23 protein-coding genes are annotated in these 25,359 nt (G+C 66.9%); 10 read left to right on the forward strand and 13 right to left on the reverse strand.

Going from position 1 to position 25,359, the window contains the following annotated elements; genetic code table 11:
• The first annotated feature begins 44 nt into the window (after positions 1-44).
• Positions 45-437, forward strand: coding sequence for a Co2+/Mg2+ efflux protein ApaG (gene apaG, locus A6A04_RS10185; RefSeq protein ID WP_068492490.1), 393 nt, complete (start codon positions 45-47; stop codon positions 435-437).
• Between the two features lie 112 nt (positions 438-549).
• Complete coding sequence (gene folE, locus A6A04_RS10190) at positions 550-1,182, forward strand: GTP cyclohydrolase I FolE (RefSeq protein ID WP_068492861.1); 633 nt, start codon at positions 550-552, stop codon at positions 1,180-1,182.
• A 6-nt stretch (positions 1,183-1,188) separates the two neighbouring features.
• Here folE and A6A04_RS10195 read toward each other — a convergent pair whose 3' ends face one another.
• Complete coding sequence (locus A6A04_RS10195) at positions 1,189-2,034, reverse strand: radical SAM protein (protein WP_068492492.1); 846 nt, start codon at positions 2,032-2,034, stop codon at positions 1,189-1,191.
• 179 nt (positions 2,035-2,213) lie between these two features.
• Here A6A04_RS10195 and A6A04_RS10200 point away from each other — a divergent pair, with 179 nt between their 5' ends.
• The 3 genes from A6A04_RS10200 to A6A04_RS10210 are packed head-to-tail and all read left to right on the forward strand — an operon-like array spanning position 2,214 to position 5,755.
• Positions 2,214-3,551, forward strand: a complete 1,338-nt coding sequence (locus A6A04_RS10200) for a DUF4910 domain-containing protein (RefSeq protein WP_068492864.1) — start codon at positions 2,214-2,216, stop codon at positions 3,549-3,551.
• Positions 3,523-4,278 carry an AAC(3) family N-acetyltransferase gene (locus tag A6A04_RS10205; protein WP_068492494.1) on the forward strand — a complete coding sequence of 252 codons (756 nt, stop codon included), beginning with the start codon at positions 3,523-3,525 and terminating at the stop codon, positions 4,276-4,278. Before A6A04_RS10200 ends, A6A04_RS10205 begins: the two co-directional genes overlap by 29 nt.
• A gap of 1 nt (position 4,279) precedes the next feature.
• Positions 4,280-5,755: an AMP-binding protein gene (locus A6A04_RS10210; RefSeq protein ID WP_068492496.1), complete on the forward strand. Its 1,476-nt coding sequence runs from the start codon at positions 4,280-4,282 to the stop codon at positions 5,753-5,755.
• Here A6A04_RS10210 and A6A04_RS10215 read toward each other — a convergent pair.
• A complete protein-coding gene (locus tag A6A04_RS10215; protein WP_068492498.1) occupies positions 5,723-7,657 on the reverse strand; it encodes a motility associated factor glycosyltransferase family protein in 1,935 nt (644 codons plus the stop codon). The genes A6A04_RS10210 and A6A04_RS10215 overlap by 33 nt on opposite strands.
• A 145-nt stretch (positions 7,658-7,802) precedes the next feature.
• Positions 7,803-9,356, reverse strand: a complete 1,554-nt coding sequence (guaA, locus tag A6A04_RS10220; RefSeq protein WP_068492500.1) for a glutamine-hydrolyzing GMP synthase — start codon at positions 9,354-9,356, stop codon at positions 7,803-7,805.
• A gap of 265 nt (positions 9,357-9,621) precedes the next feature.
• On the opposite strand from guaA, the gene A6A04_RS10225 reads away from it, so the two are divergent.
• The gene (locus tag A6A04_RS10225; RefSeq protein WP_068492502.1) at positions 9,622-10,116 is read left to right on the forward strand and encodes a hypothetical protein; all 495 of its coding nucleotides are present in this window, start codon (positions 9,622-9,624) and stop codon (positions 10,114-10,116) included.
• 1 nt (position 10,117) lies between these two features.
• Here A6A04_RS10225 and A6A04_RS10230 read toward each other — a convergent pair whose 3' ends face one another.
• From A6A04_RS10230 to A6A04_RS10245, 4 genes are all read right to left on the reverse strand, one after another.
• A complete protein-coding gene (locus tag A6A04_RS10230) occupies positions 10,118-10,762 on the reverse strand; it encodes an MlaC/ttg2D family ABC transporter substrate-binding protein (RefSeq protein ID WP_082914838.1) in 645 nt (214 codons plus the stop codon).
• 80 nt (positions 10,763-10,842) lie between these two features.
• A complete protein-coding gene (locus tag A6A04_RS10235) occupies positions 10,843-11,340 on the reverse strand; it encodes a prolyl-tRNA synthetase associated domain-containing protein (protein ID WP_068492504.1) in 498 nt (165 codons plus the stop codon).
• 3 nt (positions 11,341-11,343) lie between these two features.
• On the reverse strand, positions 11,344-14,004 hold the full coding sequence (locus A6A04_RS10240; RefSeq protein ID WP_281196751.1) for a cation-translocating P-type ATPase: 2,661 nt from the start codon (positions 14,002-14,004) through the stop codon (positions 11,344-11,346).
• Complete coding sequence (locus tag A6A04_RS10245) at positions 13,949-14,605, reverse strand: response regulator (RefSeq protein WP_068492506.1); 657 nt, start codon at positions 14,603-14,605, stop codon at positions 13,949-13,951. The genes A6A04_RS10240 and A6A04_RS10245 overlap by 56 nt, the downstream gene beginning before the upstream one ends.
• 209 nt (positions 14,606-14,814) lie before the next feature.
• Between A6A04_RS10245 and A6A04_RS10250 the strand changes: the two genes are divergently transcribed.
• From A6A04_RS10250 to A6A04_RS10265, 4 genes are read left to right on the forward strand one after another with little or no spacing between them, the layout of a single operon-like run.
• Entirely contained in the window at positions 14,815-15,171 is a 357-nt protein-coding gene (locus A6A04_RS10250; RefSeq protein WP_068492869.1) for a DUF952 domain-containing protein, read from the forward strand.
• Complete coding sequence (locus tag A6A04_RS10255; protein ID WP_068492508.1) at positions 15,172-16,242, forward strand: quinone-dependent dihydroorotate dehydrogenase; 1,071 nt, start codon at positions 15,172-15,174, stop codon at positions 16,240-16,242.
• Positions 16,239-17,105 carry a TIGR01459 family HAD-type hydrolase gene (locus A6A04_RS10260; protein ID WP_068492510.1) on the forward strand — a complete coding sequence of 289 codons (867 nt, stop codon included), beginning with the start codon at positions 16,239-16,241 and terminating at the stop codon, positions 17,103-17,105. The genes A6A04_RS10255 and A6A04_RS10260 overlap by 4 nt, the downstream gene beginning before the upstream one ends.
• A 10-nt stretch (positions 17,106-17,115) precedes the next feature.
• On the forward strand, positions 17,116-18,132 hold the full coding sequence (locus tag A6A04_RS10265; RefSeq protein WP_068492512.1) for an NAD(P)/FAD-dependent oxidoreductase: 1,017 nt from the start codon (positions 17,116-17,118) through the stop codon (positions 18,130-18,132).
• Between the two features lie 94 nt (positions 18,133-18,226).
• Here the strand turns inward: A6A04_RS10265 and pnp are convergent, their stop codons facing one another.
• The 6 genes from pnp to infB form a co-directional block, all read right to left on the reverse strand.
• Entirely contained in the window at positions 18,227-20,380 is a 2,154-nt protein-coding gene (gene pnp / locus A6A04_RS10270; protein ID WP_068492514.1) for a polyribonucleotide nucleotidyltransferase, read from the reverse strand.
• A 149-nt stretch (positions 20,381-20,529) separates the two neighbouring features.
• Positions 20,530-20,799: a 30S ribosomal protein S15 gene (rpsO, locus tag A6A04_RS10275; protein ID WP_068492516.1), complete on the reverse strand. Its 270-nt coding sequence runs from the start codon at positions 20,797-20,799 to the stop codon at positions 20,530-20,532.
• Positions 20,783-21,745, reverse strand: coding sequence for a tRNA pseudouridine(55) synthase TruB (gene truB, locus A6A04_RS10280; RefSeq protein ID WP_068492518.1), 963 nt, complete (start codon positions 21,743-21,745; stop codon positions 20,783-20,785). Before truB ends, rpsO begins: the two co-directional genes overlap by 17 nt.
• A gap of 37 nt (positions 21,746-21,782) precedes the next feature.
• Positions 21,783-22,133: a hypothetical protein gene (locus tag A6A04_RS10285; RefSeq protein ID WP_068492520.1), complete on the reverse strand. Its 351-nt coding sequence runs from the start codon at positions 22,131-22,133 to the stop codon at positions 21,783-21,785.
• 86 nt (positions 22,134-22,219) lie between these two features.
• Complete coding sequence (gene rbfA / locus A6A04_RS10290; RefSeq protein ID WP_068492522.1) at positions 22,220-22,645, reverse strand: 30S ribosome-binding factor RbfA; 426 nt, start codon at positions 22,643-22,645, stop codon at positions 22,220-22,222.
• Between the two features lie 44 nt (positions 22,646-22,689).
• The gene (gene infB / locus A6A04_RS10295; protein WP_068492524.1) at positions 22,690-25,311 is read right to left on the reverse strand and encodes a translation initiation factor IF-2; all 2,622 of its coding nucleotides are present in this window, start codon (positions 25,309-25,311) and stop codon (positions 22,690-22,692) included.
• Positions 25,312-25,359 lie beyond the last annotated feature (48 nt).

Below are 25,359 nucleotides of genomic sequence, written 5' to 3' on the forward strand. Positions count from 1 at the left end.
GCCCTAGAATGGACGGAGTCGGAGTTCAGGCGAGGCATTACGGAATGTACAGTCAAACCACCCGCGACATCGTGGTCACGGTGAAGCCGTTCTTCCTGGATGACCAGTCGTCACCCGCCGACAACCATTATGTCTGGGCCTATCGCGTCCGCATCGAGAATCGGGGCTCGCGCACCGTCCAGCTCATCAACCGTCACTGGATCATCACCGATGGCATCGGCCGGGTCCAGGAGGTCAAGGGGCCCGGCGTGGTGGGGGAACAGCCGGTCCTGCGCCCGGGTGATGGCTACGAATACACCAGCGGCACGCCGCTGCCGACGCCGTCGGGCATCATGCACGGCACCTATGAGATGAAGGACGAAGGCGGCGAAAGCTTCGACATCGTCATTCCCGCCTTCTCGCTGGACAGCCCCCATGACCACCCCAGCGTGAACTGAGCCCGGCCGGACGGGGGGTTGCATTTGGTGCGGCACGGAACCAAATGGCGTATGGTCAAGGGATTGTCCGCCAGGAGATAACGCCGTGAATACCAAGGACACCAGCCTCGTCCTGCCCCGGGAACTGCTGCCCCAGGAGCGGTCGCACCCATCGCGTCCCAGCCGGGCCGAGGCGGAAGCGGCGGTGCGCACCTTGCTGCGCTGGGCCGGCGACGACCCCGACCGCGAGGGTCTGGTGGGCACGCCGGATCGGGTGGTCCGCGCCTATGAGGAATTCTTCCAGGGCTACGACCAGGACCCCACCGAAATCCTGCACCGCACCTTCGAGGAAACCGACGGCTACGACGAGATGGTGCTGCTGCGCGACATCCGCCTGGAATCCCATTGCGAGCACCATGTGGTCCCCATCATCGGCAAGGCCCATGTGGCCTATCTGCCCAATCGCCGGGTGGTCGGCATTTCCAAACTGGCCCGGGTGGTGGAAATCTATTCCCGCCGCCTGCAGATCCAGGAAAAGCTCACTGCCCAGATCGCCAACACCATCAACGACGTGTTGCAGCCCAAGGGCGTGGCGGTGGTGATCGAAGCGGCGCATCAATGCATGACCACCCGGGGCATCCACAAGCCCGGCGTCACCATGGTCACCAGCCGCATGCTGGGCGAGTTCCGCGACAATCCGGCGACCCGGCGCGAATTCATGGCGCTGATCCACAATCAGCACGGCGGCGGCCTGTCCAACGTCTGACGGAGGTTATGGCTTTCCGGGCGCCCGGAACGGCGTGGTGACGTCCTCGTGCTCGAAAAAGTCCAATTGGGTCGGGCACATGCCGCAAATGGGCTCGGGGCCGAAATTCGCCTTCATGAAGGCGGCGTATTCGGGCATGGAGGCATGAACATCGAGGCCGCGATAGGCCAGATAGGGCGCCCAGGCCTCATGCCCCTCCAACCCGAATTTGCGCAGCACCATCTCCAGGAAGGCGATGGGCGGGCATTTCCATAACCGTCCCTGATACAGGCTCATGCAATAGCGGTTGGCGCAGACGGTCCAGGACTGGCCGGGGTTGCCCTCGGCGAAGGGGCGCATGCCTGGCCCCTCGCCCTGATAGGTCCGGTAGAAGGCGTAATAGCCCTCGCGCCGGATCAGATTGACGCCATGGCGTTTGGCCATTTCCTCCGCCTTGACCATGGCGGGCTCGAACTTGTCGAGATAGGGCTGGTCCGAGCGGGAATGGCGGCTGATGGCGAGGATGGTGCCGGTTTCAGCCAGGGTGCTCCACAGATCGGGATGGCGGTCCAGCATCAGCCCATTGGTGACGACACCACGCTCGATGTCCGGCCACAGCTCGGCGACCAGCCAGATATAGTCGCACAGATCGGGATTCAGGGTGGGCTCGCCCCCCAGGATGTAGAAGCTGTTGGGGATCACCTTGCGGTGCAGGGCGTCCAGCCAGGGCGCGGCCGTGGCCAGCGGCACCACCCCTTTCAGGGTATAGTTGGAATAATGGCTGCAGAAACGGCAATGCAGATTGCAGACATGGGCGATGTCCATCTCGACGCCGTGGGGCAGCGATATTCTTTGGCTGTCGGCGCTATCCATGCTCGGCCCTTGCTCCGGGAAGGCGTGCCCAACCTACCCTAGGGTGCGTTGGGCGCCAACGCAATCTTAACACCCTTGACCCCACCATGGGGATGGCACCGGGCACGAGGCACCATGAACGGCGACAACGAATTTCCCAGGCGATGGATCGGGCCGGATTTCTCCGGCTGGAGGCGTCCATGACCGGACTGCCCAGCCCGGACGAGGTCGAAGGCTGGCTGCGGCGGCTGTGGCCGATCATGCGCAGCATCACCGGCGCCGGTCAGCGCCTGACCCACGACATGCTGGCCGAACTGGTGCCCTTCGACCACTGGGACATTCCGTCGGGAACCCGGATTCTCGACTGGGAGGTGCCCCGGGAATGGGTGTTCCGCCGGGCCACTCTGGAGGACCCCGCCGGACGGCGCATCCTGGACGCCGCCGAGCATACCCTGCATCTGGTCAACTACTCCCAGCCCTTCCAGGGCAGCCTCGATCTGGCGGAGTTGCAGCCCCATCTCCACTCGCTGCCCGACCGGCCCTGGGCCATTCCCTATGTGACCAGCTACTACGCCCCCCATTGGGGTTTCTGCCTGTCCGACGAGATGCGCGCCGGGCTGGCCGAGGGACGCTATGGCGTGACCATCGATACCGAGATGATCGACGGCGTGATGCGAGTGTCCGACTGCGTCCTGCCCCCCAGCCCGGGAGAGGAGGATGGCGGCGAGGTGCTGTTCTCGTCCTATAGCTGCCATCCCTCCATGGCCAATAACGAGTTGTCGGGACCGCTGGTGCTGGCCTTCCTCTACCGTGCCCTGGCGGCGCTGCCCCGGCGGCGGATGACCTACCGCTTCGTGCTGGGGCCGGAGAATGTCGGCTCCATCGCCTATCTGTCGCGCCATGGCGAGCATCTGCGGCAGCGGCTGCGGGCGGGCTATGTCCTGACCAATATCGGCGATCGCCAGCCGCTCAGCCTGAAGAAATCACAGCGCGGCGACACCCTGGCCGAGCGGGCGGCGATCCAGGCCTTCACCGACCGGGACATCCCCCACCGGCTGCTGGACTTCGACCCGCGCGGCGCCGACGAGCGCAATTACTGCTCGCCCGGCTACAACTTCCCGGTCTGTGCCCTGATGCGCAGCTATTTCCAGCAAAATCCCGCCTATCACACCTCCGACGACAATCTGGATTTCGTGACCGCCGAATCCATCATCGCGGCGGTGGAGGCCTGTGTGGACATCTGCCGGGTGATCGAGGCCAACCGGATCTGGCGCAACACCGCCCCCTTCGGCGAGCCGTTCTTCTCGCGCCACGACCTGGCGCCGACCCTGTCGACTCCGGGGGTCTCCGCCGATCGCCAGTTGCTGGCGCGCCGCTGGCTGCTGAACCAGTGCGATGGCAGCCGCGACATCCTCGCCATCGCCCAACGCTGCCACATGCCCGTGGCCCTGCTGGCGGAACAGGCCGCCATCCTGGCCCAGGCTGGGCTCCTTGCTCCCGGATCGGACCATGCCGTTTCCCACCACCTCCGCGGCTGAGCTGCGCCACCATCTCGACCGCCTGGGCATCGAACCCGGCGACCGGCTGGCGGTGCACAGCCGCCTGCTGTCGTTCGGCCGGGTGGAAGGCGGCCCCGCCCTGGTCTGCCAGGTGCTGCGCGAGCGCATCGGCGAATCCGGAACCCTGATCGTGCCGGCCTATACCTTCGATCCCGTGCCGCCCTTCGACCCCGCCCACCGGCCGGGCGAGGGGGTGGGGGCGCTGTCCGACCATGTGCGCCTGCTGCCCGGCGCCATCCGCAGCCTGTGCCCCATCCACAGCCATGCCGGAATCGGCCCCGAGGCGGTGCTGCTGCGCCAGTCCGACCCGGAATGCTCGCTGGGGCCCGGATCGGATTTCGACCTGATGCGGCGCCACGGCTTCAAGGTGCTGCTGCTGGGCTGCGGCTTCAGCGAGGGCTGCGCCTATATCCATCATGTGGAGGCGGTGGCCGGGGTGCCCTATCGCCACTGGCTGACCCTGGCGCGGCAGCGGGTCGAGCCCGATGGCGGTCTGCGGCCGGTGATCTGTCGCTATTACGCCCGTTCGCGCACCGACCTCACCCCGGATTTCGAGCCGGTGCGACGGCGGCTGGATGCGGCGGGGCTGGTGGCCTCGGCGCCCTGCCCCCTGGGGGAGAGCCATGCCTGCCGGATCGAGGACCTCCATGCCGTCACCCTCGCCCTGCTGCGCGACGACCCCATGGCCCTGATGGGCGGAGGCTGAGATGGGCGGCGATGTGATCGAGCGCATCCTGGCCTGGGCCGCCACCGATCCCACCCTTCCCGCCGTGGTCGAGGGCGGCGTCGCCGTCTCCTATGGCGAGCTGGTGGCGCGCGCCTGGGGGCTGGCCGGGGAACTGGCCCGCTTCGGGGCCCATCCCAAGGTGGCGGTGCTGCTGCCCCAGGGCGCCGATGCCTATGCCGCCATGATCGCCAGCCTGCTGGCGGGCGGCACCTACCTGCCGTGCAATACCGCCTCGGTGGCGGCCAAGATCGAGGCGGTGATCGGGCGCTTTGGCCCCGACGTGCTGGTGGCCGGGCCGGAGCAGACCGCCGGTCTGGCGCTGCCCCCCGGCCTGCCGGTGCTGCACAAGGTCCCGCCCCGGGATGGAATGCCCCAGATACGCGCGCCCCACCGGCTGGCCTATGTGATCTTCACCTCGGGCTCCACCGGCATGCCCAAGGGGGTGATGATCCCCCGCGCCGCGCTGAACCATTACGTCGACTGGGCCCTGGCGGCCATGCGCCCCGGCCCTGGCGACCGCTGGTCGCAGCACCCCAATATCAGTTTCGATCTCAGCGTCCTCGACATCTTCGGCGCCCTGTGTTCGGGGGCGGCCCTCTATCCGTTGCGCAGCGAGAGCGAGCGCATGCTGCCCGCCCGCTTCATCGCCGCCCACCGCCTGACCATCTGGAACTCGGTTCCCAGCGTCGTCGACATGATGTCCAAGGCCCGCGAGCTGACGCCCGAGCGGCTGGCCTCGCTGCGGCTGCTTACCTTTTGCGGCGAAGCCCTGCACACCGCCCAGGTCGAGGCCCTGTTCCAGGCGGCGCCGCAAGCGGTGATCCACAACACCTACGGCCCCACCGAATGCACCGTGTCCTGCACCGAGCTGCGCCTGACCGCCGAGCGCTTCCGCCATGCCTGCGACGACACCGTCGCCCTGGGCACGGCCATCGACGGCATGCGGCTGCATCTTCTCGACGGCGAGCAGGGGACCGAACTGGCCATCAGCGGGCCGCAACTGGCCGATGGCTATTGGGAGGACGAGGCCCGCACCCGCGACGCTTTCATCACCCTGGAGGAAGAAGGCGAGGCGATTCGCGCCTATCGCACCGGCGACATGGTGCGAATGCGCGATGGACAGTTGTTCTTTGCCCGCCGCAAGGACACCCAGGTCAAGATTCGCGGCTATCGCCTGGAACTGGACGAGGTCAATTCCGCCCTGCGCGGCCTGGGCTTCGCCGAGGCGGCAACGGTGCTGGTGGAGGGCCGGCTGCACGCCTTCGTCGGCGCCCCTCCCCCCCTGGACGAGAGCAAGCTGCGCCATGAGTTGGGGCGCAGGCTCGACCCCCACGCGGTTCCCGAGCGGATTCACCGCCTCGACCAGTTGCCGCGCAACGCCAATGACAAGATCGACCTGGGCGCCTTGGCCGGTCTGGTGACTTTAGCCGAAGGTGGCGTCGATCACCGGTCCTAGCCGGGCAAGCCCCTCGTCCAGCACCGCGATCAGGGCGGCCAGCCCGCCGCCGTCATCGGCCTGATCCAGGGTCGAGGCATAATGGAAGGCACCCGAGGTCAAGGCCCGGGAATGGCCGATGATGATGCCATAGGCGGCGCCGCCATCTTCCTTCAGCGCGCCCAGGCGCCGGTTGACCTGATCGCAGAAGGCGACGATCACCCCCTGGGGAGCGCCATGGGGATCGAGCCGGTGCAGGATGTCGCGGCAGTCGGCGGCAAAGCCGCGCAGGCTGGCCCCCAGCCGGGCGAAATCATCGGGCCGGGTCAAGGGCTCGCCCACCCGGGCCAGCTCGGCCAGGGCGGCTTCCAGGTCCACCGCCACGGAACAGGGCGGATCGGCCAGGGCGATGGCTTCCGCCGCCAGCGGCGCCGCGCCGGGAATGCGGCAGCCATCGCTGCAATTCATGACGCGGGCATCACCGATCTGGGCGATGGCCTGCCCGACCACGGTCTGGCCCAGATTGAGCAGCCAGCCGGTATTGACCGCACCGCCGAAATTGCCCGGCAGAGTGTAGTCGAACTGATAGGGGGTATAGGTCGCCAGTTCGGCCTCGTCCTCATAGGTGAAATAGACCGAGTGGCGGGAATGATGGTGATTGGGGTCCCGGGCACCGAAATCGAGGCCGAACAGATAGATTTCCTTGAAGCCCAGCGACAGGGCGCAATACACCGCCGTATTGCCCGATGTGGGCTCGGCCAGGGGGGTATGGTCGGCGCCCTGGCCATAGAAGACGGTGGAACTGAGGCCGCTGCGGAAGAAATAGACCGTCTTGTCGAAGCAGGGCGAGATGCGCGGATCGACCGATGGCGTGGCGTAGAGGGTGATGCCGGACAGGTCGTATTTGGCGGCCAGGCTTTCGGCGACGTCGCCCAGGCCGGGGGAGTTCTCCAACTCGCAGTGGATATCCGGGCGGATGCCGTTTTCCAGGCAGGGCTTCAGCCCGCTGCTGGCGGTGATCACCACCACCTGGTCGCGACAGCGCTTGATGTCGTCCAGATCCTTGTCCAGCGAGGGGCCGGCGCCGATCACGAAGGCCGGTCGCCGCCGCCTTGACGGCACCCTGGCCCGCTGCAGCCAATAGCCGCTGCGGGCGAAATTGGCGGTGGCGTTGCGGAACACCAGCAGCTGATCCTCGACCCATCCCGGCAGCATGGTGAGATCCTTGGCCTTGAAGAACAGCTTCTGGATCAGGTCGGTGTATTCCGGGGTCTGGTAGTGGGCATACAGATAGGAGCCGTCCAGCAGAGCGTAGTCGTCGCTGTTGATGATGGAAACGATCTGGCCGTAAAGATTCGGCCCGCGCACGAAATGCAGGCTGCGGTCGCTGCGGGCCAGCGACTGGGCCAGTCCGGCCCAATCCACCACATGGAGGCTGTGATTGATGAAATCGTCATGGGTCTCGATCACGATCAGCGCCTTGAAGCGCAATCGCTCGGCCAGCATCCTGACGTGATGGCCCAGCCCCAGGCCGAACACCACCAGGAAACCCGCGAAGGGGGCCTGGGTCTCGGCCTTGGGGAAGGACGCCAGTCGGTCGCGCAGACTGCGATACAGCCAGTTGACCTCGGCCCCGTCCTCGAAGACCTCCTCGGGCTTGCAAAAGCAGCGTGACGGGGTTTCGAGGAAACTGGCGACCTGCCGTTCCACCGCCGCCTGGGCATCGCCGGGATAAAGCAGATTGCCGCCACCGATATCGACATTCAGATTGCCCGCCCCGTCGATCACCAGCCGGGTCGCGGCCGATGACAGCGGCGGCAGCCCGCTCAGATGGCCATGGCGCGACAATTGCCGCAGATTGCTCTTGTACCGATCGGCATTCTGATAGGGTCTCATGGGCTCGGCTTGGCTCGGCTGGGTCATGGGGTGTCCGGCGCCCGCGCCCGCGTTCGCCCGGCCGCGATGGTAGGGGCCAACCCGTTAACGCCCCGTTTCCATCACCAGCGAGGTCATATGCCCGCGATGACGTCCTCTGCAAAGGGACACCTGGGGCCAACCCCTTGCAACCTCACTCCCACTCGATGGTGCCCGGCGGCTTGCTGGTCACGTCATAGGTCACCCGGTTGATGCCCTTGACCTCATTGATGATGCGATTGGCCACCCGGCCGATGAAGGCCATGTCGAAGGGGTAGAAATCGGCGGTCATGCCATCGGTGGAGGTGACGGCGCGGAGCGCGCAGGCATAGTCGTAGGAGCGCGAATCACCCATGACGCCGACGGTGCGCACCGGCAGCAGCACGGCGAAAGCCTGCCAGATCTGGTCGTAGAGCCCGGCCTTGCGAATTTCGTCGAGATAGACGGCATCGGCCTTCCTGAGGATGTCCAGATTCTCGCGGGTCAGGGGCTGGCCGGGAATGCGGATGGCGAGGCCGGGGCCGGGGAAGGGATGGCGGCCGACCATGTCGTCGGGCAGGCCGAGCTCGCGGCCCAGTTCGCGGACCTCGTCCTTGAACAACTCGCGCAGCGGCTCCACCAGCTTCATGTTCATGCGTTCGGGCAGGCCACCCACATTGTGATGGCTCTTGATGGTGACGCTTGGCCCGCCGGTGAAGCTGACCGATTCGATCACGTCGGGATAGAGCGTGCCCTGGGCCAGGAAGTCGGCGCCACCCACCGCCTTGGCCTCTTCCTCGAACACGTCGATGAATGTGGCGCCGATGATCTTGCGCTTCTTCTCGGGGTCGGTCAGGCCCGCCAGCTTGTCCAGGAACAGGTCCGAGGCGTCCTTGTGCACCAGCTTGATGTTGAAGCGGTCGCGGAACAGGCTGACCACCTGGTCGGCCTCGCCCGAGCGCATGAAGCCGGTATCGACGAAGACGCAGGTGAGCTGGTCGCCGATGGCTTCATGCAGCAGCGCCGCCACCACCGAGGAATCGACGCCGCCCGACAGGCCGCAGATCACCCGGCCGCTTCCCACCTGGGCCCGCACCTTGGCGATTTCCTGGGCCTTGAAGGCCTTCATGGTCCAATCCCCGGCGCAACCGGCGATCTTGTGGACGAAGTTGGACAGCAATTGCTTGCCGATGGGGGTGTGGACCACCTCGGGATGGAACTGGACGCCATAGATGCGTTTCTCGGCATTGGCGATGGCGGCGAAGGGCGCACCCTCCGAGGTCGCCACCACCTTGAAGCCCGCGGGGATGGCGGTGACACGGTCGCCATGGCTCATCCACACCTGGACCTCGTCGCCCTTGGCGGCGACGCCATCGAACAGGGCGCAGGGCTCGGCCAGCTTCAGCATGGCGCGGCCGAATTCCCGGTGATGGCCGGGTTCCACCTTGCCGCCCAACTGCTCGCACAGGGTCTGCTGGCCGTAGCAGATGCCTAAGATGGGCAGGCCCATCTCGAACAGGCCCTGGGGCGCCCGGGGCGAGCCGGCTTCCGTCACCGAGGCCGGACCGCCCGACAGGATCACCGCCTTGGCGCCGAAATCGCGGATGCTGTCCACCGTGACCCGGTTGAAGGGGTGGATTTCGCAATAGACCCCGGCCTCGCGGACACGCCGCGCGATCAGCTGGGTCACCTGGGAGCCGAAATCGACGATCAGCACACGCTCGGACATGATTCCTCCGGGGGATAAGGCAGCGGGACTTTAGCGATTCGCCCCGGCCGGAACAAGCACTTGGCCGGGGCGGTTTTCACCATGGGCCTCAGGCGTCGGCGGGCGCTTGCGCGCCCTTGGCTTCCGCGCCATGGGGCGCGCGCCCTCAATGGGCTAGTCGCTCCGCTCCGCCTCGGCCGGAACAAGCACTTGGCCGGGGTCAATTCCGCTTCGGCGGGGGGATGCTAGGCTCGGGCATCGCTTTCCACCGATCCGGAACCGTGCCATGCGCCGTCTTCTCGCCCTTGCCTTGCTGCTGCTGGTCTCCGCCTGTTATCAGGTGGACGGCGATGTCGTGCCGCTATCCTCGTCGGTGCGGGTCGAGGGGGTCAGGGATGGGCTGTATCGCCGACCCGATGGGGTCGAGGTGCGGGTGCACTGGAACGAGGCCGACAAGGTCTATGACGTGGTGGCCCCCGGATCTGAACAGGGTCGCGGCGGCACCGCCCGGGCCCAGCGCGTCGCCTCGGGGCTGTATCTGGTGCAGTATATGGACGTCACCCGGCTGGCGCTGCTGGCCAGGATGGACGGGTCCGACATGGTGCTGATGGCGCCCAACAAGGATGCCGAGCCGCGCCTGCTCAAGGCCCACGGCCTGGGCCTGAAGCCCGGCCCCATCAACGGCCTGCTGGGGTCCGGGGGCATGGCGCGCAACTTCTTCAAGGATCTGGCGGCCTCGGGCGATTTCGCCGAGGGCGGCCGCATGACCTTTGTGAAATAACTCAGCGCGCCGCGTTGACCTGATCGTTCTCGGCGATCTTGCGGGCCAGGGCATCCAGCAGCGGCGCGACCTTGCCGCCAGAGCTGCGCAGCACCGAGGCGAAATCGTCCTTCATGGCGCGGATGATGCTGATGCCATCGGCGGTGACGTCCACCACCACCAGTCGGCCATCGGGTTTGGTCACCAGATCCCAGTCCACCGGCAGCGGCACGCCCGGCTGGGACGGCAGGGTTACCGTCGACGACACCCGGACCTTGCCGCCGGGGGCTTCCGTCGCCTCGCCGATCTTGACCACGGTTCCGCCCTGCAGATTCTTCAGAAGCCCCACATAGCTGGAGACCACATAGCGCATGAAGGTGGTGGTGAACTCGGCCTGCTCGGCCGGGGTCAGCTTGGGCCAGTGGCGGCCCAGGGAGCCCGAGGCCAGCAGCTCGGCGTCGCTGTAGCGACGCAGCAGGCTGTCGAGCAGCCGGGCGCGCTCATCCAGGGGATAGGTCTTGCTGGTGAAGGTCCCCAGGCCCTCGTCAACGGCGGCCTGGACCAGGGCACGCCCCTTGTCGGCCTCGCCGGCATGGGACGGACCCGCCGCCACCAGGAAAAACACCCCCAACAGGGAGAAGAACGCGCGCATGACCGACATCACCATTCCCGACTCCAGCCCGACCCTGGCCAACTTTAGGTCCTGGCCGAACGAGATACCGTAATTGCCGGTTTATCGGCAAGAGGCTACAGCGATACCACTTCAGGAAGATGGCCGGTGTGTCCGAGGAAGCGCAGCAACCCCTCGGACGGGATGGTGGTGGTCATGTCGTTGCGCAGGGGATGGTAGTTGACCAGCGGCTGTTCCATCATCCAGCGGTCCAGCACCGGGGTGACCTTGCGCTCGTGGTCATTGATCAGGGCGAAGGGTGTCACCGATCCCGGCTCGATGCCCAGGGTCCGGCCCAGCAGCTCGGCCGAGCCGAAGCTGAGGCGGGCGGAGCCGATGGCCTCGGGCAGGCGTTTCAGGTCGATGCGGCGCTCGGCCGGGGCCACCACCAGCCACAACCGCCCCTTGCCGTCCTTGAGAAACAGGTTCTTGCAATGCACGCCGGGAATGGCGCCCCACACCGCGTTGCCCTGCTCCACCGTGAAGGCGGGGTCATGCCGGTGGGTGGTGGCGGGTATCTCCAGGCGCCGCAGCAGGGACAGCAGGTCGTCCGGGGTGGCTTGGGTCGGCGGCATGGGTCAGACTCTCCCTCGCATCAGCAGCTTGCGCAATTCCTCGGCCACCAGCACCAAGGAGGCCAATCCGGCGGCCAGCAGCCACTGGTCCAGCGACAGGTCGCGGGTGTGGAACAGGGCCTGGGCCACCGACCAATGCACCACCACGGCCTGAAGGGCAAGCACCGCCGCCAGGGTCAGCCACAGCTTGCCATTGGCCAGCGCCATCCGGCCCAGCGCGCTTTCGCGTCCGACCCGGGCGTTGAACACATTGACCACCTGGAACAGCACGAAAGTGGTGAAGGCCAGGCTGCGGGCGGTTGCCGTGTCCTGGCCCGCCGCCAGGGCCAGATGCAGCGCCGCCAGGGTGCCCGCCGCCATCAGCCCGCCCAGCCAGGCCAGCCGCGCCAGGCGTCGCGCTCCAAGAATCGGCTGGTCCTGGTCGCGCGGCGGCTCGCGCATGGCGCCCCGGCGCGGTGGATCGAAAGCCAGCGCCATGGCGGGCGGCCCGTCCATGATGATGTTGACCCACAGGATCTGGATGGCGCCGAAAGGCAGCGGCAGGCCGAACAGCGGCGCCGCCAGCACCGCCAGCAGGGCGCCCATATTGGTGGATAGCTGGAAGCGCAGGAATTTGACGATGTTGTCGGCGATGGTGCGGCCTTCCCGCACCGCCCGGACCACGGTGGAAAAGTCGTCGTCGGTCAGCACCATGGCGGCGGCCTCGCGGGTGACGTCCGAGCCGGAACGGCCCATGGCGACGCCGAGATGGGCGCTTTTCAGCGCCGCGGCGTCATTGACGCCATCGCCGGTCATGGCGATGACCTGACCATCGGCCTTCAGCGCCTCGACGATGCGGACCTTGTGCTCCGGCGCCACCCGGGCGAAGACGGCGATGGCGCCGACGCGGCGCGCCAACTCCTCGGGCGCCATGCGGTCCAGATCCGCCCCGGTGACCACCTCTCCCCCGTTTGCCCCTTTGCCCATGATGCCCAACTGGGTGGCGATGGCGGCGGCGGTGACGGCATGGTCGCCGGTGATCATCTTGACCGCGATACCCGCTTGATGGCAGGCCGCCACCGACTCCTTCACCCCCGGCCGGGGAGGATCGGCCAGCCCCACCAGGGCCTGCAGGCACAGACCGTCCAGGGAGGCGGCCGGGTCGGCGCCCGACGCCACCGGGCGCGAGGCCAGGGCCATGACCCGCAGCGCCTGACCGGCCATATGGGCGATTTCGTCGTCCAGGACCCGGCGGGACTCGGCATCCAGCGGAATTTCACCCTCCGGCCCCATGGCCGAGACGCAGAGCGCAGCCACCACGTCGGGAGCGCCCTTGACGCTGAGCAGCGGGCCTTCGGGGCCGTCATGGATGGTCGCCATCAGCTTGCGCGCCGAATCGAAGGGCAGTTCCGCCCGCCGCTGCCATTCTCCCGGCGGAGGTACCGCGTCGGCTCGCGCCGCCAGCACCAGCAGCGCCGCCTCGGTGGGATCGCCCGAAGCGACGCCATCGGCGCCCAACCGGGCATCGTTGCACAGGGCGGCGACCAGCAGCGACCGGCTCATTTCCGCCATATCGGCCTCGCCGAAACGGCGGCCGCGCGCCCAGCCCGCCAGGGCGGTCATGCGGTTCATGGTCAGGGTGCCGGTCTTGTCCGAGCAGATCACCGTGGTGGAGCCCAGGGTCTCCACCGCCGACAGGCGGCGCACGATGGCGCCGCGCCGGGCCATGCGGAACATGCCGATGGCCAGGGTCACGGTGACCACGGCGGGCAGGCCTTCGGGGATGGCCGCCACCGCCAGGGCCACGGCGGTCAGCAGGATGTCCACCGCCGTCTCGCCCCGCAGCCAGCCTTGCAGCGCCACCACCGCCACCACGACCGCCGCCACCAGGGCGAGACGGCGGCCCAGGGCGTCGAGGCGTTGCTGCAACGGCGTCGCCGGAGCCTCCACCGTCGCCAGCAAATGGGCGATGCGTCCCATCTCGGTGGCGCCACCGGTTTCGGTGACCACCATTTCGGCGCGACCGGCGGTCATCACCGTGTTCATGAACGCCATGCCCAGGCGGTCGCCCAGGGGGGCGGCGGCGGCGGAGATGGTCTCGGCCTGCTTGTCCACCGGCAGGGACTCGCCGGTCAGCGCCGATTCGTCCACCATGGCGGCGCGGGTCAGGATCAGGCGGCCATCGGCGGGAATGCGGTCCCCGGCCTCCAGCAGGACAAGGTCGCCCGGCACCAGGGCCTCGGCGGGGATGTCGCGCACCTGGCCGCCGCGGCGTATCCGCGCCTGTTGCGCCAGCATGGATTTGAGCGTCGCCAGGATGCGTTCGGCCCGGCGTTCCTGGACGAAGCCGAGCACCGCGTTGAAGGCGGTGACGGCGAGGACCGCCACCATATCGGTAACGTCGCCGATCAGACCGGCCAACAGACCGGCGCCCAGCAGCATCAGGGTCAGCAGATTGCGGAACTGGTCCAGGAACACCGCCCAGGCGGGGCGGGGCGGATGTTCGGGCAGGCGGTTGGGGCCATGGCTGGCCAGCCGCCGGGCGGCTTCTTCCTCGCCCAGTCCATGGCCATCGCTCCCCAGGGCCGCCAAGACCTCGGCGGCGGCCTGGGAATGCCACGGCTTAACCTCAGTGGCGTGGTTCAGGAGCGCTGAGTCCCAAATGGGAGGCGGCCACCACCGCACGGGTGCGGTTGTTGACGTTGAGCGCCTTCAAGATGGCGGTGACGTGCAGCTTGACGGTTCCCTCGGCCAGTTCCAGTACCCGGGCGATCTCCTTGTTGGACTTGCCCTGGCCCAGCAGCGCCAGCACCTCGCGCTGACGCGGTGTCAGCGAGGCCACGGCGGCGTCGCCCGCCACCGGCATGCCATCGGAATCGGCGTTGTCCGGCTCCAGCAGGGCGGGCGGCAGATAGACACCCCCCGACATCACCAGCTTCAGGGCCGACAGCATCACCCGCGACGAGGAGGTCTTGGGGATGAATCCCGACGCCCCCATATTGACCGCCTGCAGCACATGCCGACGGTCGTCGGTGGCCGACAGCACGATCACCGGCACGGTGTCGGGCAAGGTTTCCTTCAGCCGGGTCAGGCCCTCGGTCCAGGGCATGCCGGGCATGGACAGGTCCATCAGCACGATGCCGATGTCCTTGTCTTTCTGAACCAGCGCGATGGCTTCCGGAAAGTCACCCGCTTCCACGATGGTCGGCGGCCCCTCGAACTGGTCGAGAACATGCCGGAGCCCGTCCCGGAACAACTCATGGTCATCGGCGATCAGGATTTTCATATCTCCCCCACCGGGCAGTTGCCGGTCGTAATAATACGTACAGGCTTGACCTCATTGTCGCAAACAAAGAATGGCTTTGACAGGGAAAAGCAGCGCATTTTCACGCATAAACCCCATGCGTGCGAGTTTATATCATTCTCAATTAAACCCGCAATCCAAAAGGCGGCGACTCGCCTTTGGCTTCGTCATCTAGTATGGTCCCGCCCGCCATGACCGAAATCACCACCATCTACCATGTCTGCCGCCACGCCGAATGGCAGGCGGCCCAGGCTTCCGGCAGCTATCCCGGCTCGACCCAGGACGCAGCGGACGGCTTCATCCATTTTTCCGGCCCTGCCCAGGTGGTGGAAAGCGTCGCCAGGCACCGGGCCGGACAGGATGGGCTGGTGATGCTGGCGGTGGACCCTGCCCGGCTTGGCACAGCGCTGCGGTGGGAGGCATCGCGCGGTGGCGCCTTGTTCCCCCATCTTTACGGCGCGCTTCCCCTGGCGGCGGTGAAATGGGTCGCCGAGCTTCCCCTTGACCCCGCCAGCGGGCGGCACGTGTTCCCCCAGATCGAGGCCTGAATCGTGGATTACTATCGTCTGGTCGGGCCGCTGGTCCGCATGCTCGACGCCGAGACCGCCCACGGGCTGACCGTCCGGCTGCTGGAAGCCGGGGTGGTACCCAGCCAGCCCCGCTTCAATCCTCCGGCGCTGCGAGTCCGGCTGTGGGGACGCGACTTCGCCAATCCCATCGGCCTGGCCGCCGGGTTCGACAAGAACGCCCAGGTGCCCGATGCCATGCTGGCCCAGGGCTTCGGCTTCGTGGAAATCGGCTCGGTGACGCCCCGGCCGCAGCCGGGCAATCCCAAGCCGCGCATGTTCCGCCTGCCCGAGGACGAGGCGGTGATCAACCGCATGGGCTTCAACAATGAAGGTGTCGAGGCGGTCCGTGCCCGGCTGAGCGCCCGCCGACGGGTCGGCGTGGTCGGCGCCAATCTGGGCAAGAACAAGGACACCGAGGACGCCGCCGCCGATTACGAGATCGGCGCCGCCCGGCTGGCGTCGGTCTCCGACTATCTGGTCATCAATGTCTCGTCTCCCAATACGCCCGGCCTGCGCGCCCTGCAGGGGCGTGATCAGTTGGAGTCCCTGGTAGGCCGCACCCGCGCCGCCTTGCTCAAGGCCATGCCCAGCGGCGCGCCGCCGCTGCTGCTGAAGATCGCCCCTGATCTGGCCTGGGAGGATCTGGCCGATATCGCGGCGGTGGCGCTGAGCGGCAGCCTGGACGGGTTGATCGTCTCCAACACCACGGTGGCACGACCCGAGACCCTGCGCTCGGCCAATGCCAAGGAGACCGGAGGTCTGTCAGGCGCGCCGCTGTTCGAGGCTTCCACCGCCGTGCTGCGGCGCATGTACGAACTGACCCAGGGCAAGCTGCCCATCATCGGTGTCGGCGGCATCGCCTCGGGCTCCGAGGCCTATGCCAAGATCCGGGCGGGCGCCTCGCTGGTGCAACTGTATTCCGCCATGGTCTATCACGGCCCCGGCCTGGTCACCCGCATCAAGCATGACCTGCTGGACCTGTTGAGCCGGGACGGATTTTCCACCATCGCCGAGGCGGTGGGCGTCGACCACCGGGAGACCAAGCCGTGATCCCGCTGATCTCGGGCCTGTCGCGCCTGGAAGAGGCCTATGACGGTTTCATCCTCGACCTGTGGGGGGTGATCCATGACGGGGTCGAGGCCTATCCCGGCGTGGCCGAGGCCCTGGCCGGGCTGAAGCGGGCGGGCAAGCGCACCATCATGCTGTCCAACGCACCGCGCCGCGCCGGGGCGCTGGTGGAGCAACTGACCCGCCTCGGCATCGATCGCGCCCTGTATGACCAGGTGCTGTCCTCGGGCGAAGCCGTCCACCTGGAATTGCAGCGGCGAAGCGATCCGGTTTTCGCCGGTCTTGGCAATCGCCTGTATCACCTGGGCCCCGAGCGTGACCGCAATGTCTTCGAGGGGCTGGACTACCAGGAAACCACCCTGGATCAGGCCGATTTCGTCCTCAATACCGGGCCGGTGGAACTGGACGAGACCGTGGCAGATTACCAGGAGCTTCTGTCCAGCGCCCTGGCGCGGCGGCTGCCCATGGTCTCGGCCAATCCCGACCATGTGGTGATCCGCCAGGGCCGCCGCATCACCTGCGCCGGGGCCATCGCCGCCTGCTATTCCGACATGGGCGGGCTGGTGGTGGAGCGGGGCAAGCCCGATCCCGCCATTTACGACATGGCGCTGGCCCTGCTGGGGATCGTGGACCGCCGCCGGGTCTGCGCCGTGGGCGACGCGCTGCATACCGATATCCGGGGCGGACGCATGGCCGGGGTCGACGCGGTGCTGGTCACCGGCGGCATCCATGCCGATGAGCTGGGCATCAAATGGGGCGAGGCCCCCGATCCCGACCGGCTGTCCGAGGTGATCCGCCATCACGGCGAGCGCCCGGTGGCCGCCATGGTCAAGTTCGAGTGGTAGGGGACAAGCGATGACGATCCATCAAACCGATGCCGTGGTGATCGGCGCGGGCCCGGCCGGGCTGTTCAGCGTCTTCCAGTGCGGCATGGTCAAGCTGCGCTGCCATGTGGTGGATGCCCTGGAAGCGGTGGGCGGCCAGTTGTCGGCGCTGTATCCGGAAAAGCCCATCTACGACATTCCCGGTCACCCCAAGGTGTTGGCCGCCGATCTGGTGGATGGTCTGGCCGAGCAGGCGGCGCCCTTCGCGCCGGTCTATCATTTCGGCGTCCAGGTCGACAGCCTGGCGCGCGAGGCGGATGGGCGCTGGCGCTGCGGCCTGTCCAACGGTGAGTCCATCCTGGCTCCGGTGGTGATCATCGCGGCGGGCGGCGGCGCCTTCGGCCCCAACCGGCCGCCGCTGGAGGGGCTGGACCGCTTCGAAGGCAGCTCCGTGTTCTATCTGGTGCGCCGACGCGAGGATTTCCGCGACAAGCGGGTGGTGATCGCGGGCGGCGGCGATTCGGCGGTGGACTGGGCCATTTCGCTGTCCGAAGTGGCGGCCAAGGTCATGGTGGTGCATCGCCGCCCCAAGTTCCGCGCCGCCCCGGAAAGCGAGGCAAGGCTGAAGCAGCTGGCCGAGTCCGGGACCATCGACCTGGTGGTGCCCTATCAACTGCACGGGCTGGAAGGCGAAGGCGCCACCCTGTCGGCGGTGGTGGTGGCCGATCTGGAGGGGGCCACAAAGCGGCTGGAGGCCGATTGCCTGCTGCCGTTCTACGGCCTGTCCACCAATCTCGGCCCCATCGCCGATTGGGGCCTGACCATGGACCGCCATGTCATCGCCGTGGATCCCGCCAGTTGCGCCACCAGCGCGCCGGGGGTCTATGCGGTGGGCGATATCTGCACCTATCCCGGCAAGCTGAAGCTGATCCTGTCGGGCTTCGCCGAGGCGGCCCGCGCCGCCCATTCCGCCCATGGCGTGGTCCATCCCGGCGAGGCGTTGCATTTCGAGCATTCCACCACCTCGGGCGTGCCCGCGAGGGGGTAGGGCGGGCGAGGACGCCCGCGCTCCGGCAACGAAAAAGGCGCCCCGCCGAAGCGGGACGCCTTCTTTCCTTGGATCAGGCCGTCAGGCCGTGATCCTAGTCGCGGTCGCGCTTGCGCTCGGCCTTTTCCGCCTCGATCTGGGCGGAGATGTCCTCGCCGGTGGCCTGATCCACCTGCTTCATGGACAGCTTCACCTTGCCGCGATCGTCGAAGCCCAGCACCTTGACCTTGACCACATCGCCCTGCTTCAGCACGTCGGCCACCTTGGCGACCCGATCGCGCGAAAGCTCGGAGATGTGGACCAAGCCGTCGCGCGATCCCAGGAAGTTCACGAAGGCGCCGAAATCGACCACCTTCACGACCTTGCCGTTGTAGATCACGCCCAGCTCGGGCTCGGCGACGATGCCGCGGATCCAGTCGATGGCGCGCTGGGCGGCATCGGCATCCACCGAGGCCACCTTGATGGTGCCGTCGTCGTCGATATCGATCTTGGCGCCGGTCTGTTCGCAGATTTCGCGGATGACCTTGCCGCCGGTGCCGATGACTTCGCGGATCTTTTCCTTGGGAATGCTCATGGTGGTGATGCGGGGCGCGTTGCCCGACACCGAATCACGGGCATGGTCGAGACCCTTGTTCATCTCGCCCAGGATGTGGATACGGCCGTCCTTGGCCTGGTTCAGGGCGATCTTCATGATCTCCTCGGTGATCGAGGTGATCTTGATGTCCATCTGCAGCGCGGTGACGCCGTCGACGGTGCCCGCCACCTTGAAGTCCATGTCGCCCAGGTGATCCTCGTCACCCAGGATGTCGGACAGCACGGCGAAGTCGTTGCCTTCCTTGATCAGGCCCATGGCGATACCCGCCACCGGCTTGGGCATGGGCACGCCGGAATCCATCAGCGCCAGGGACGAACCGCAGACGGTGGCCATGGAGGAGGAGCCGTTGGACTCGGTGATTTCCGAGACCACGCGCAACGTGTAGGGGAAGGCTTCCTTGGCCGGCAGGCAGGGACGGATGGCGCGCCAGGCCAGCTTGCCGTGACCGATCTCGCGACGGCCGGGCGAACCCATGCGGCCAGCTTCGCCCACCGAGTAGGGAGGGAAGTTGTAGTGCAGCATGAAGTGCTCGCGGTACTCGCCCGCCAGCTGGTCGATGATCTGCTCGTCCTGGCCGGTGCCCAGGGTGGCGACCACCAGGGCCTGGGTCTCGCCACGGGTGAACAGGGCGGAGCCGTGGGCGCGGGGCAGAACCCCCACTTCCACCTCGATGGCGCGCACCGTCTTGGTGTCGCGGCCGTCGATGCGCAGGCCGGTCTTCAGGATGTTGCCGCGCACCACGTCGGATTCCAGGCCCTTGAGGATGCCGGGAGCGACGGCCAGCTCGGCGGCCTCGGTCAGGTCGGCCAGGGCCTTCTTCTTGACCTCGCCGACGGCGGCGTAACGGTCCTGCTTCTTGACGATCTTGTAGGCTTCGGACAGGGCGGCGGGAATGCCGGCCGCTTCGAACTTGGCCTTGACCACCGCCACTTCGGCGGGGGGCTCGGGCAGGTCCCACGGGTCCTTGGCGCAAGCTTCGGCCAGTTCGATGATCGCCTGGATCACCGGCTGGAACGACTTGTGGCCAAAGGTCACCGCGCCCAGCATGACCTCTTCCGACAGCTGCTTGGCTTCGGATTCGACCATCAGCACGCCTTCGACGGTGCCCGCGACCACCAGGTCGAGGGCGCTGTCCTTGATGTCGGCGACCAGCGGGTTCAGCACGTATTCGCCATTGGCATAGCCGACGCGGGCGGCGCCCACCGGGCCCATGAAGGGCAGGCCGGACAGGGTCAGGGCGGCGGAGGTGCCGACCAGGGCGACGATGTCGGGATCGTTTTCCAGATCGTGGCTCAGCACGGTGCAGACCACCTGGACTTCATTGCGGAAGCCATCGGCGAACAGCGGACGGATGGGGCGGTCGATCAGGCGGGAGACCAGGGTCTCCTTCTCGGACGGGCGGCCTTCGCGCTTGAAAAAGCCGCCGGGGATCTTGCCGGCGGCGAAGGCCTTTTCCTGGTAGTTCACGGTGAGCGGGAAGAAATCGATCCCGGGGCGCTGGCTCTTCACACCGACCACGGTGCACAGCACGCTGGTGTCGCCATAGGTGGCCAGCACGGCGCCGTCAGCCTGGCGGGCGATCTTGCCGGTCTCAAGCACCAGCTTGCGGCCGCCCCAGGTGATCTCCTTGCGGTGAACATTGAACATGGACATTACAGTCGCTTCCTTATTGCTTAGAACCGTCGCCGGATTGCGATCGGTCCCGACGTCGAAAATATCAAATGCGGAAACCCGCGTGGAGCCATCCCCACGCGGGCACCGTCCCGGCCGACGTCCGGCCGATTATCAAGTCCCGTTTCCGCTTACTTGCGGAGGCCGAGGCGGGAGATAAGCCCCTCGTAGCGCTTGGCATCCTTGGCCTTCAGATAGTCGAGCATGCGGCGACGCTGGCCGACCATGATCAACAGACCGCGACGGGAATGGAAATCCTTCTTGTGCTCCTTCAGGTGCTCGGTCAGGTTGCGAATGCGCTCCGACAGAATGGCGACCTGGACCTCGGCGGAACCGGTGTCGCCGTCCTTGGTCGCGTATTCCTTCACCAGCTCCTGGGTGCGTTCAGGCGTGATCGACATCGTCAACTCCTTCGTCATGAGTAAGATTCATCACGCGCACCGGACGGATTTCGCCGCCTTCGATACGCGCCACCGCCACCAACCGTCCGGTCAGCATCGCCCGGCACATTGTGCCTTCGGCGAATTTGACCTCGGGTTGCAGGGAAGCCACGCGCATCAGTGACACGGGACAACCGCTCTGGAGGCGGCGGGCCTCGCTTTCTGTCAGGGCCAGGGCCGGGATGTCGTCCAGCGCGGTCTCGACGGGAAGCAGATAGGTCCGAGGGGCGGGACCTTGCCCCAGCTCGGCCAGAGTTTCAAGGGAAATCGCGTTTTCCAGGGTGAAGGGGCCGCAACTGGTGCGGCGCAACACCGTGACATGGCCCACCGTGCCCAGCACCCGGGCGATGTCGCGGGCCAGGGAGCGGACATAGGTGCCCTTGCCGCAGACCACCCGGAAATCGGCGAGGTCGGTGTCGGGCATGGCCAGCAGGGTCAGGGCGTCGATACGGACCCGGCGCGAGGCCAATTCCACCTCTTCCCCGGCCCGCGCCAGGTCATAGGCGCGCTCGCCATCCACCTTGATGGCGGAAAAGGCGGGCGGAATCTGGTCGATCTCGCCGACAAAACCGGCCAGGGCGGCCTCGATGGCGGCGCGGTCGGGACGGATATCCGAGATGGCGGTGATCTCGCCCTCGCGGTCCAGGGTGGCGGTCTCCTCGCCCCAGCGCAGCTGGAACTCATAGGTCTTGGTGCCGTCCATGACGTATTGCACCGTCTTGGTGGCCTCGCCCAGCGCGATGGGCAGCACGCCGGTGGCCAGCGGGTCCAAGGTGCCGCCATGGCCGACCTTGGCGGCCTTCAGCAGCCATTTGACCTTGCCCACCACCTGGGTTGACCCCAGGCCCAGGGGCTTGTCGATGGCCAGCCAGCCGGAAATGGGAAGTCCCTTGCGCTTACGGGCCATGGGGCGGTGCTTTCTCTGAGGGCTGCGCCCGATTGATTTAGGCTGAAGTCCGGAAGCTGCGCACGCGATCAAGGAATGCCTGGATTTCCCATTCGCTATAACCGAGCAGACGCCCCAATTCGATGTCGTCGGATTCGGCCCATGGCCGAGACAGGGAATAAACGGCCGATTTGATTGCATGCGCGGCCTCGATCCGCCACTCCTCTCCTGGACGGGCGTAATAGATGCAACGCACCGGGCGCTCCCCCGGAACGGCGGCGTAGATTTCCTCTCGCATGACTAGGGTGCCCGAAGCTACATGGGGGATGAATTCATCTTCGGGGAAGTGGTGGCATTCACCGACAACGTCGCAGAACATGGCAAGTGGCTTGAGACCGGCGAGCATCATCTCGCATTCCCGCCCTTCATGCGGACCAATTCCGGGGGGGAGATCTGCTTCACTCACATTTCACCTCGAATACGAGAATGGGCCGCCTATTCCCCGTCCTCGCCATCGGTCTGGAAATCGTCGCCCTCGTCCAGGCCGATATCGCGCCGCACCACCGGCGAGCGCAGGATATCGTCGATGCGGGACGCCTCGTCGAAGCTGGTATCGGGCTGGAACCACAGATCGGGAACGGCGCGCAGTTGCACGGCGCGGCTGATCTCGTGGCGCAGGAAGGCCTTGGCCCGCTTCAGCCCGGTCAGGACCGGCGCGGGATCGCCGCCGCCCAAGGGCACCACGAAGACGGTGGCGTTCCTTAGATCGGGGCTGACCCGCACCTCGGTGACGGTGATGGCGCGGCCCTGCAGGTCGGGATCGCGGAATTCGCCCCGCTCGATCACATTGGCGATGGCGTGGCGCAATTCCTCGCCGACGCGCAATTGCCGCTGGGTTGGGGCCTTGTCGCCTCTGGACATGAGTCCCTCCGAGCCGTTGAGGAAAAGGGGAAGCGGTGCGTCCCTTACAGGACGCCCGCCACCTCCTCGATCTCGAAGCACTCGATCACGTCGCCCGGGCGGATGTCCTCGTAATTGGTGAAGGACATGCCGCATTCGTAGCCTTCGCGGACTTCCTTGACGTCGTCCTTGAAGCGCTTGAGCTGGGCGAGATCGCCGGTATGGATCACCACGTCGTCGCGGAGCAGGCGGACCTTGGAACCGCGCTTGACGGTGCCCTCGGTGATCATGCAGCCCGCCACCTTGCCGACCTTGGTGATGTTGAACACCTCGCGGATGCTGGCATAGCCCAGGAAATGCTCGCGCAGCGTCGGCGCCAGCATGCCCGACAGCATCTTCTTCAGGTCGTCGGTGACGTCGTAGATGATGGAGTAGTAGCGGATATCGACGCCGTCGCGCCGGGCCATGTCGCGGGCCTGGGGATTGGCGCGGACATTGAAGCCGATGATCAGGCCACCGGTGGCGCGGGCCAGGGTGACATCGGATTCGTTGATGCCGCCCACCGCCGAATGCAGGGTGCGGACCTTGACATTGTCGTTGCCGATCTTTTCCACGGTGCCGACGATGGCTTCGATGGAGCCCTGCACGTCGCCCTTGACGACGATGGGCAGTTCCTTGGCCTCGCCGGCCTTGATGGCGGTAAACATCTCTTCCAGGGTACCGCGCTGCTCCAGCTTCGCCTTGGCCTCGCGGTCCATGCGCTGACGGTAACCGGCGATTTCGCGGGCGCGGGCCTCGTCCTCGACGGCGATGAAATCGTCACCGGCCGACGGCGTGCCTTGCAGGCCCAGAACTTCCACCGGAGTGGACGGACCGGCTTCCTTGATGGAAGCGCCGTGATCGTCCACCAGGGCGCGCACCCGGCCCCATTCGGCGCCGGCCACGAAGACGTCGCCCACCTTCAGCGTGCCCTTCTGGACCAGGACGGTGGCGACGGAGCCACGGCCCTTTTCCATCTTGGCCTCGATCACCACGCCCTGGCCGACCCGCTCGGGATTGGCCTTGAGGTCGAGGATTTCCGCCTGCAGCAGGATGGCTTCTTCCAGCTTTTCCAGGTTTAGGCGCTTCTTGGCCGACACTTCGATGGCCAGGACGTCGCCGCCCAGATCCTCGGTCACCAACTCGTGCTGCAACAGTTCCTGGCGGACCTTGTTGCTGTTGGCCTCGGGCTTGTCGATCTTGTTGATGGCGACGATGATCGGCACCTGCGCCGCGCGGGCATGGCGGATGGCTTCCACCGTCTGCGGCATGATGCCGTCATCGGCGGCCACCACCAGAACCACGATATCGGTCACCTTGGCGCCGCGGGCGCGCATGGCGGTGAAGGCTTCGTGGCCGGGGGTGTCGATGAAGGTGATCTTGCCACCCGTGCTCATGGTCACCTGATAGGCGCCGATATGCTGGGTGATGCCACCGGCTTCGCCCGACACCACGTCGGTTTCCCGCAGGGCGTCCAGCAACGAGGTCTTGCCGTGATCGACGTGGCCCATGATGGTGACCACGGGCGGGCGCGAGATCAGATTCTCGTCGGTATCCACGTCGCCTTCCAGGCCCACCAGCACGTCGGCCTCGGACACGCGCTTCATGTTGTGACCGAATTCGGTCACCACCAGTTCGGCGGTATCGGCATCGATGTTCTGGTTGATGCTGGCCATCACGCCCAGACGCATCAGGCACTTGATGACGTCGGCGCCGCGCACGGCCATGCGGTTGGCCAGTTCCTGCACCGTGATGGATTCGGGAACCACCACGTCGCGGATGACCTTTTCCGACCCCTTCTGCATGTGCTTCAGGCGGTCGCGTTCGCGGGCGCGCTTGACGGCGGCCAGGGACCGGCCGCGCTCGGAGCGGTCGTCGTCGGTCAGGGCGTCGGTGATGGTCAGCTTGCCGGTGCGGCGGCGCGGCTCGGTGCGCTTGACCGGGGCGGGCTTGTGGGCGGCGGCGCGCTTACGGGCGCGTTCCTCTTCCTCTTCCTCTTCCTCGGCGCGCGAGCGGACGGGGGCGACGGCGTCACCAGCGGCGGGAGCGGCGGCGGCGGGTGCGGCCGGACCGGCGGGCTTGGCCACCGGAGCGGCGGCGGGAGCGGCCACCGGCTGCGAAGCGGCCGGAGCGGGAGCGGCGACCACCGGAGCGGGCTCGGGAGCGATTTCGGGCTCCTCGGCGGCGCGGCGCGCGGCTTCTTCCTCGGCGAGGCGACGGTCCTCTTCCTCGGCGCGACGGGCGGCCTCGGCCTCGATGGCGGCGCGGACGGCCTCCTCCTCGGCGCGGCGGCGCGCGTCTTCCTCGGCGGCGCGGGCTTCCTGCAGCGCCCGGGCACGGGCGTTCTTTTCATGATTGGTCAGATCATGGGCGTTGACCGCGCGGGCGGCGGCCTCGACCTTGGCCACGGCGGCGGCCAGATCGGCTTCGGCGGCGGAGTGGACACCGTCCTTGATCTCGTGCATGGCGCCACCGGCGCTGGAGAAGGTCCGCTTCTTGCGCACCTCCACCGTCACCACCTTGGAACGGCCATGGGAGAAGCTCTGGCGGACCTGTCCGGTCTCCACCGTCTTCTTCAGCTCCAGCTTGCCCGGCTGGGAAAGCTTCAGCGGGGCCTTACGCTCTTGATCCTTGGAATCATCGCTCATGTAGGACTTCGTCTCTCACGCAGCCAAAACTGGCGGCCGGAATGCCGC

Origin of the sequence: Paramagnetospirillum marisnigri (assembly GCF_001650715.1) — a bacterium.
GTDB lineage: Bacteria > Pseudomonadota > Alphaproteobacteria > Rhodospirillales > Magnetospirillaceae > Phaeospirillum > Phaeospirillum marisnigri.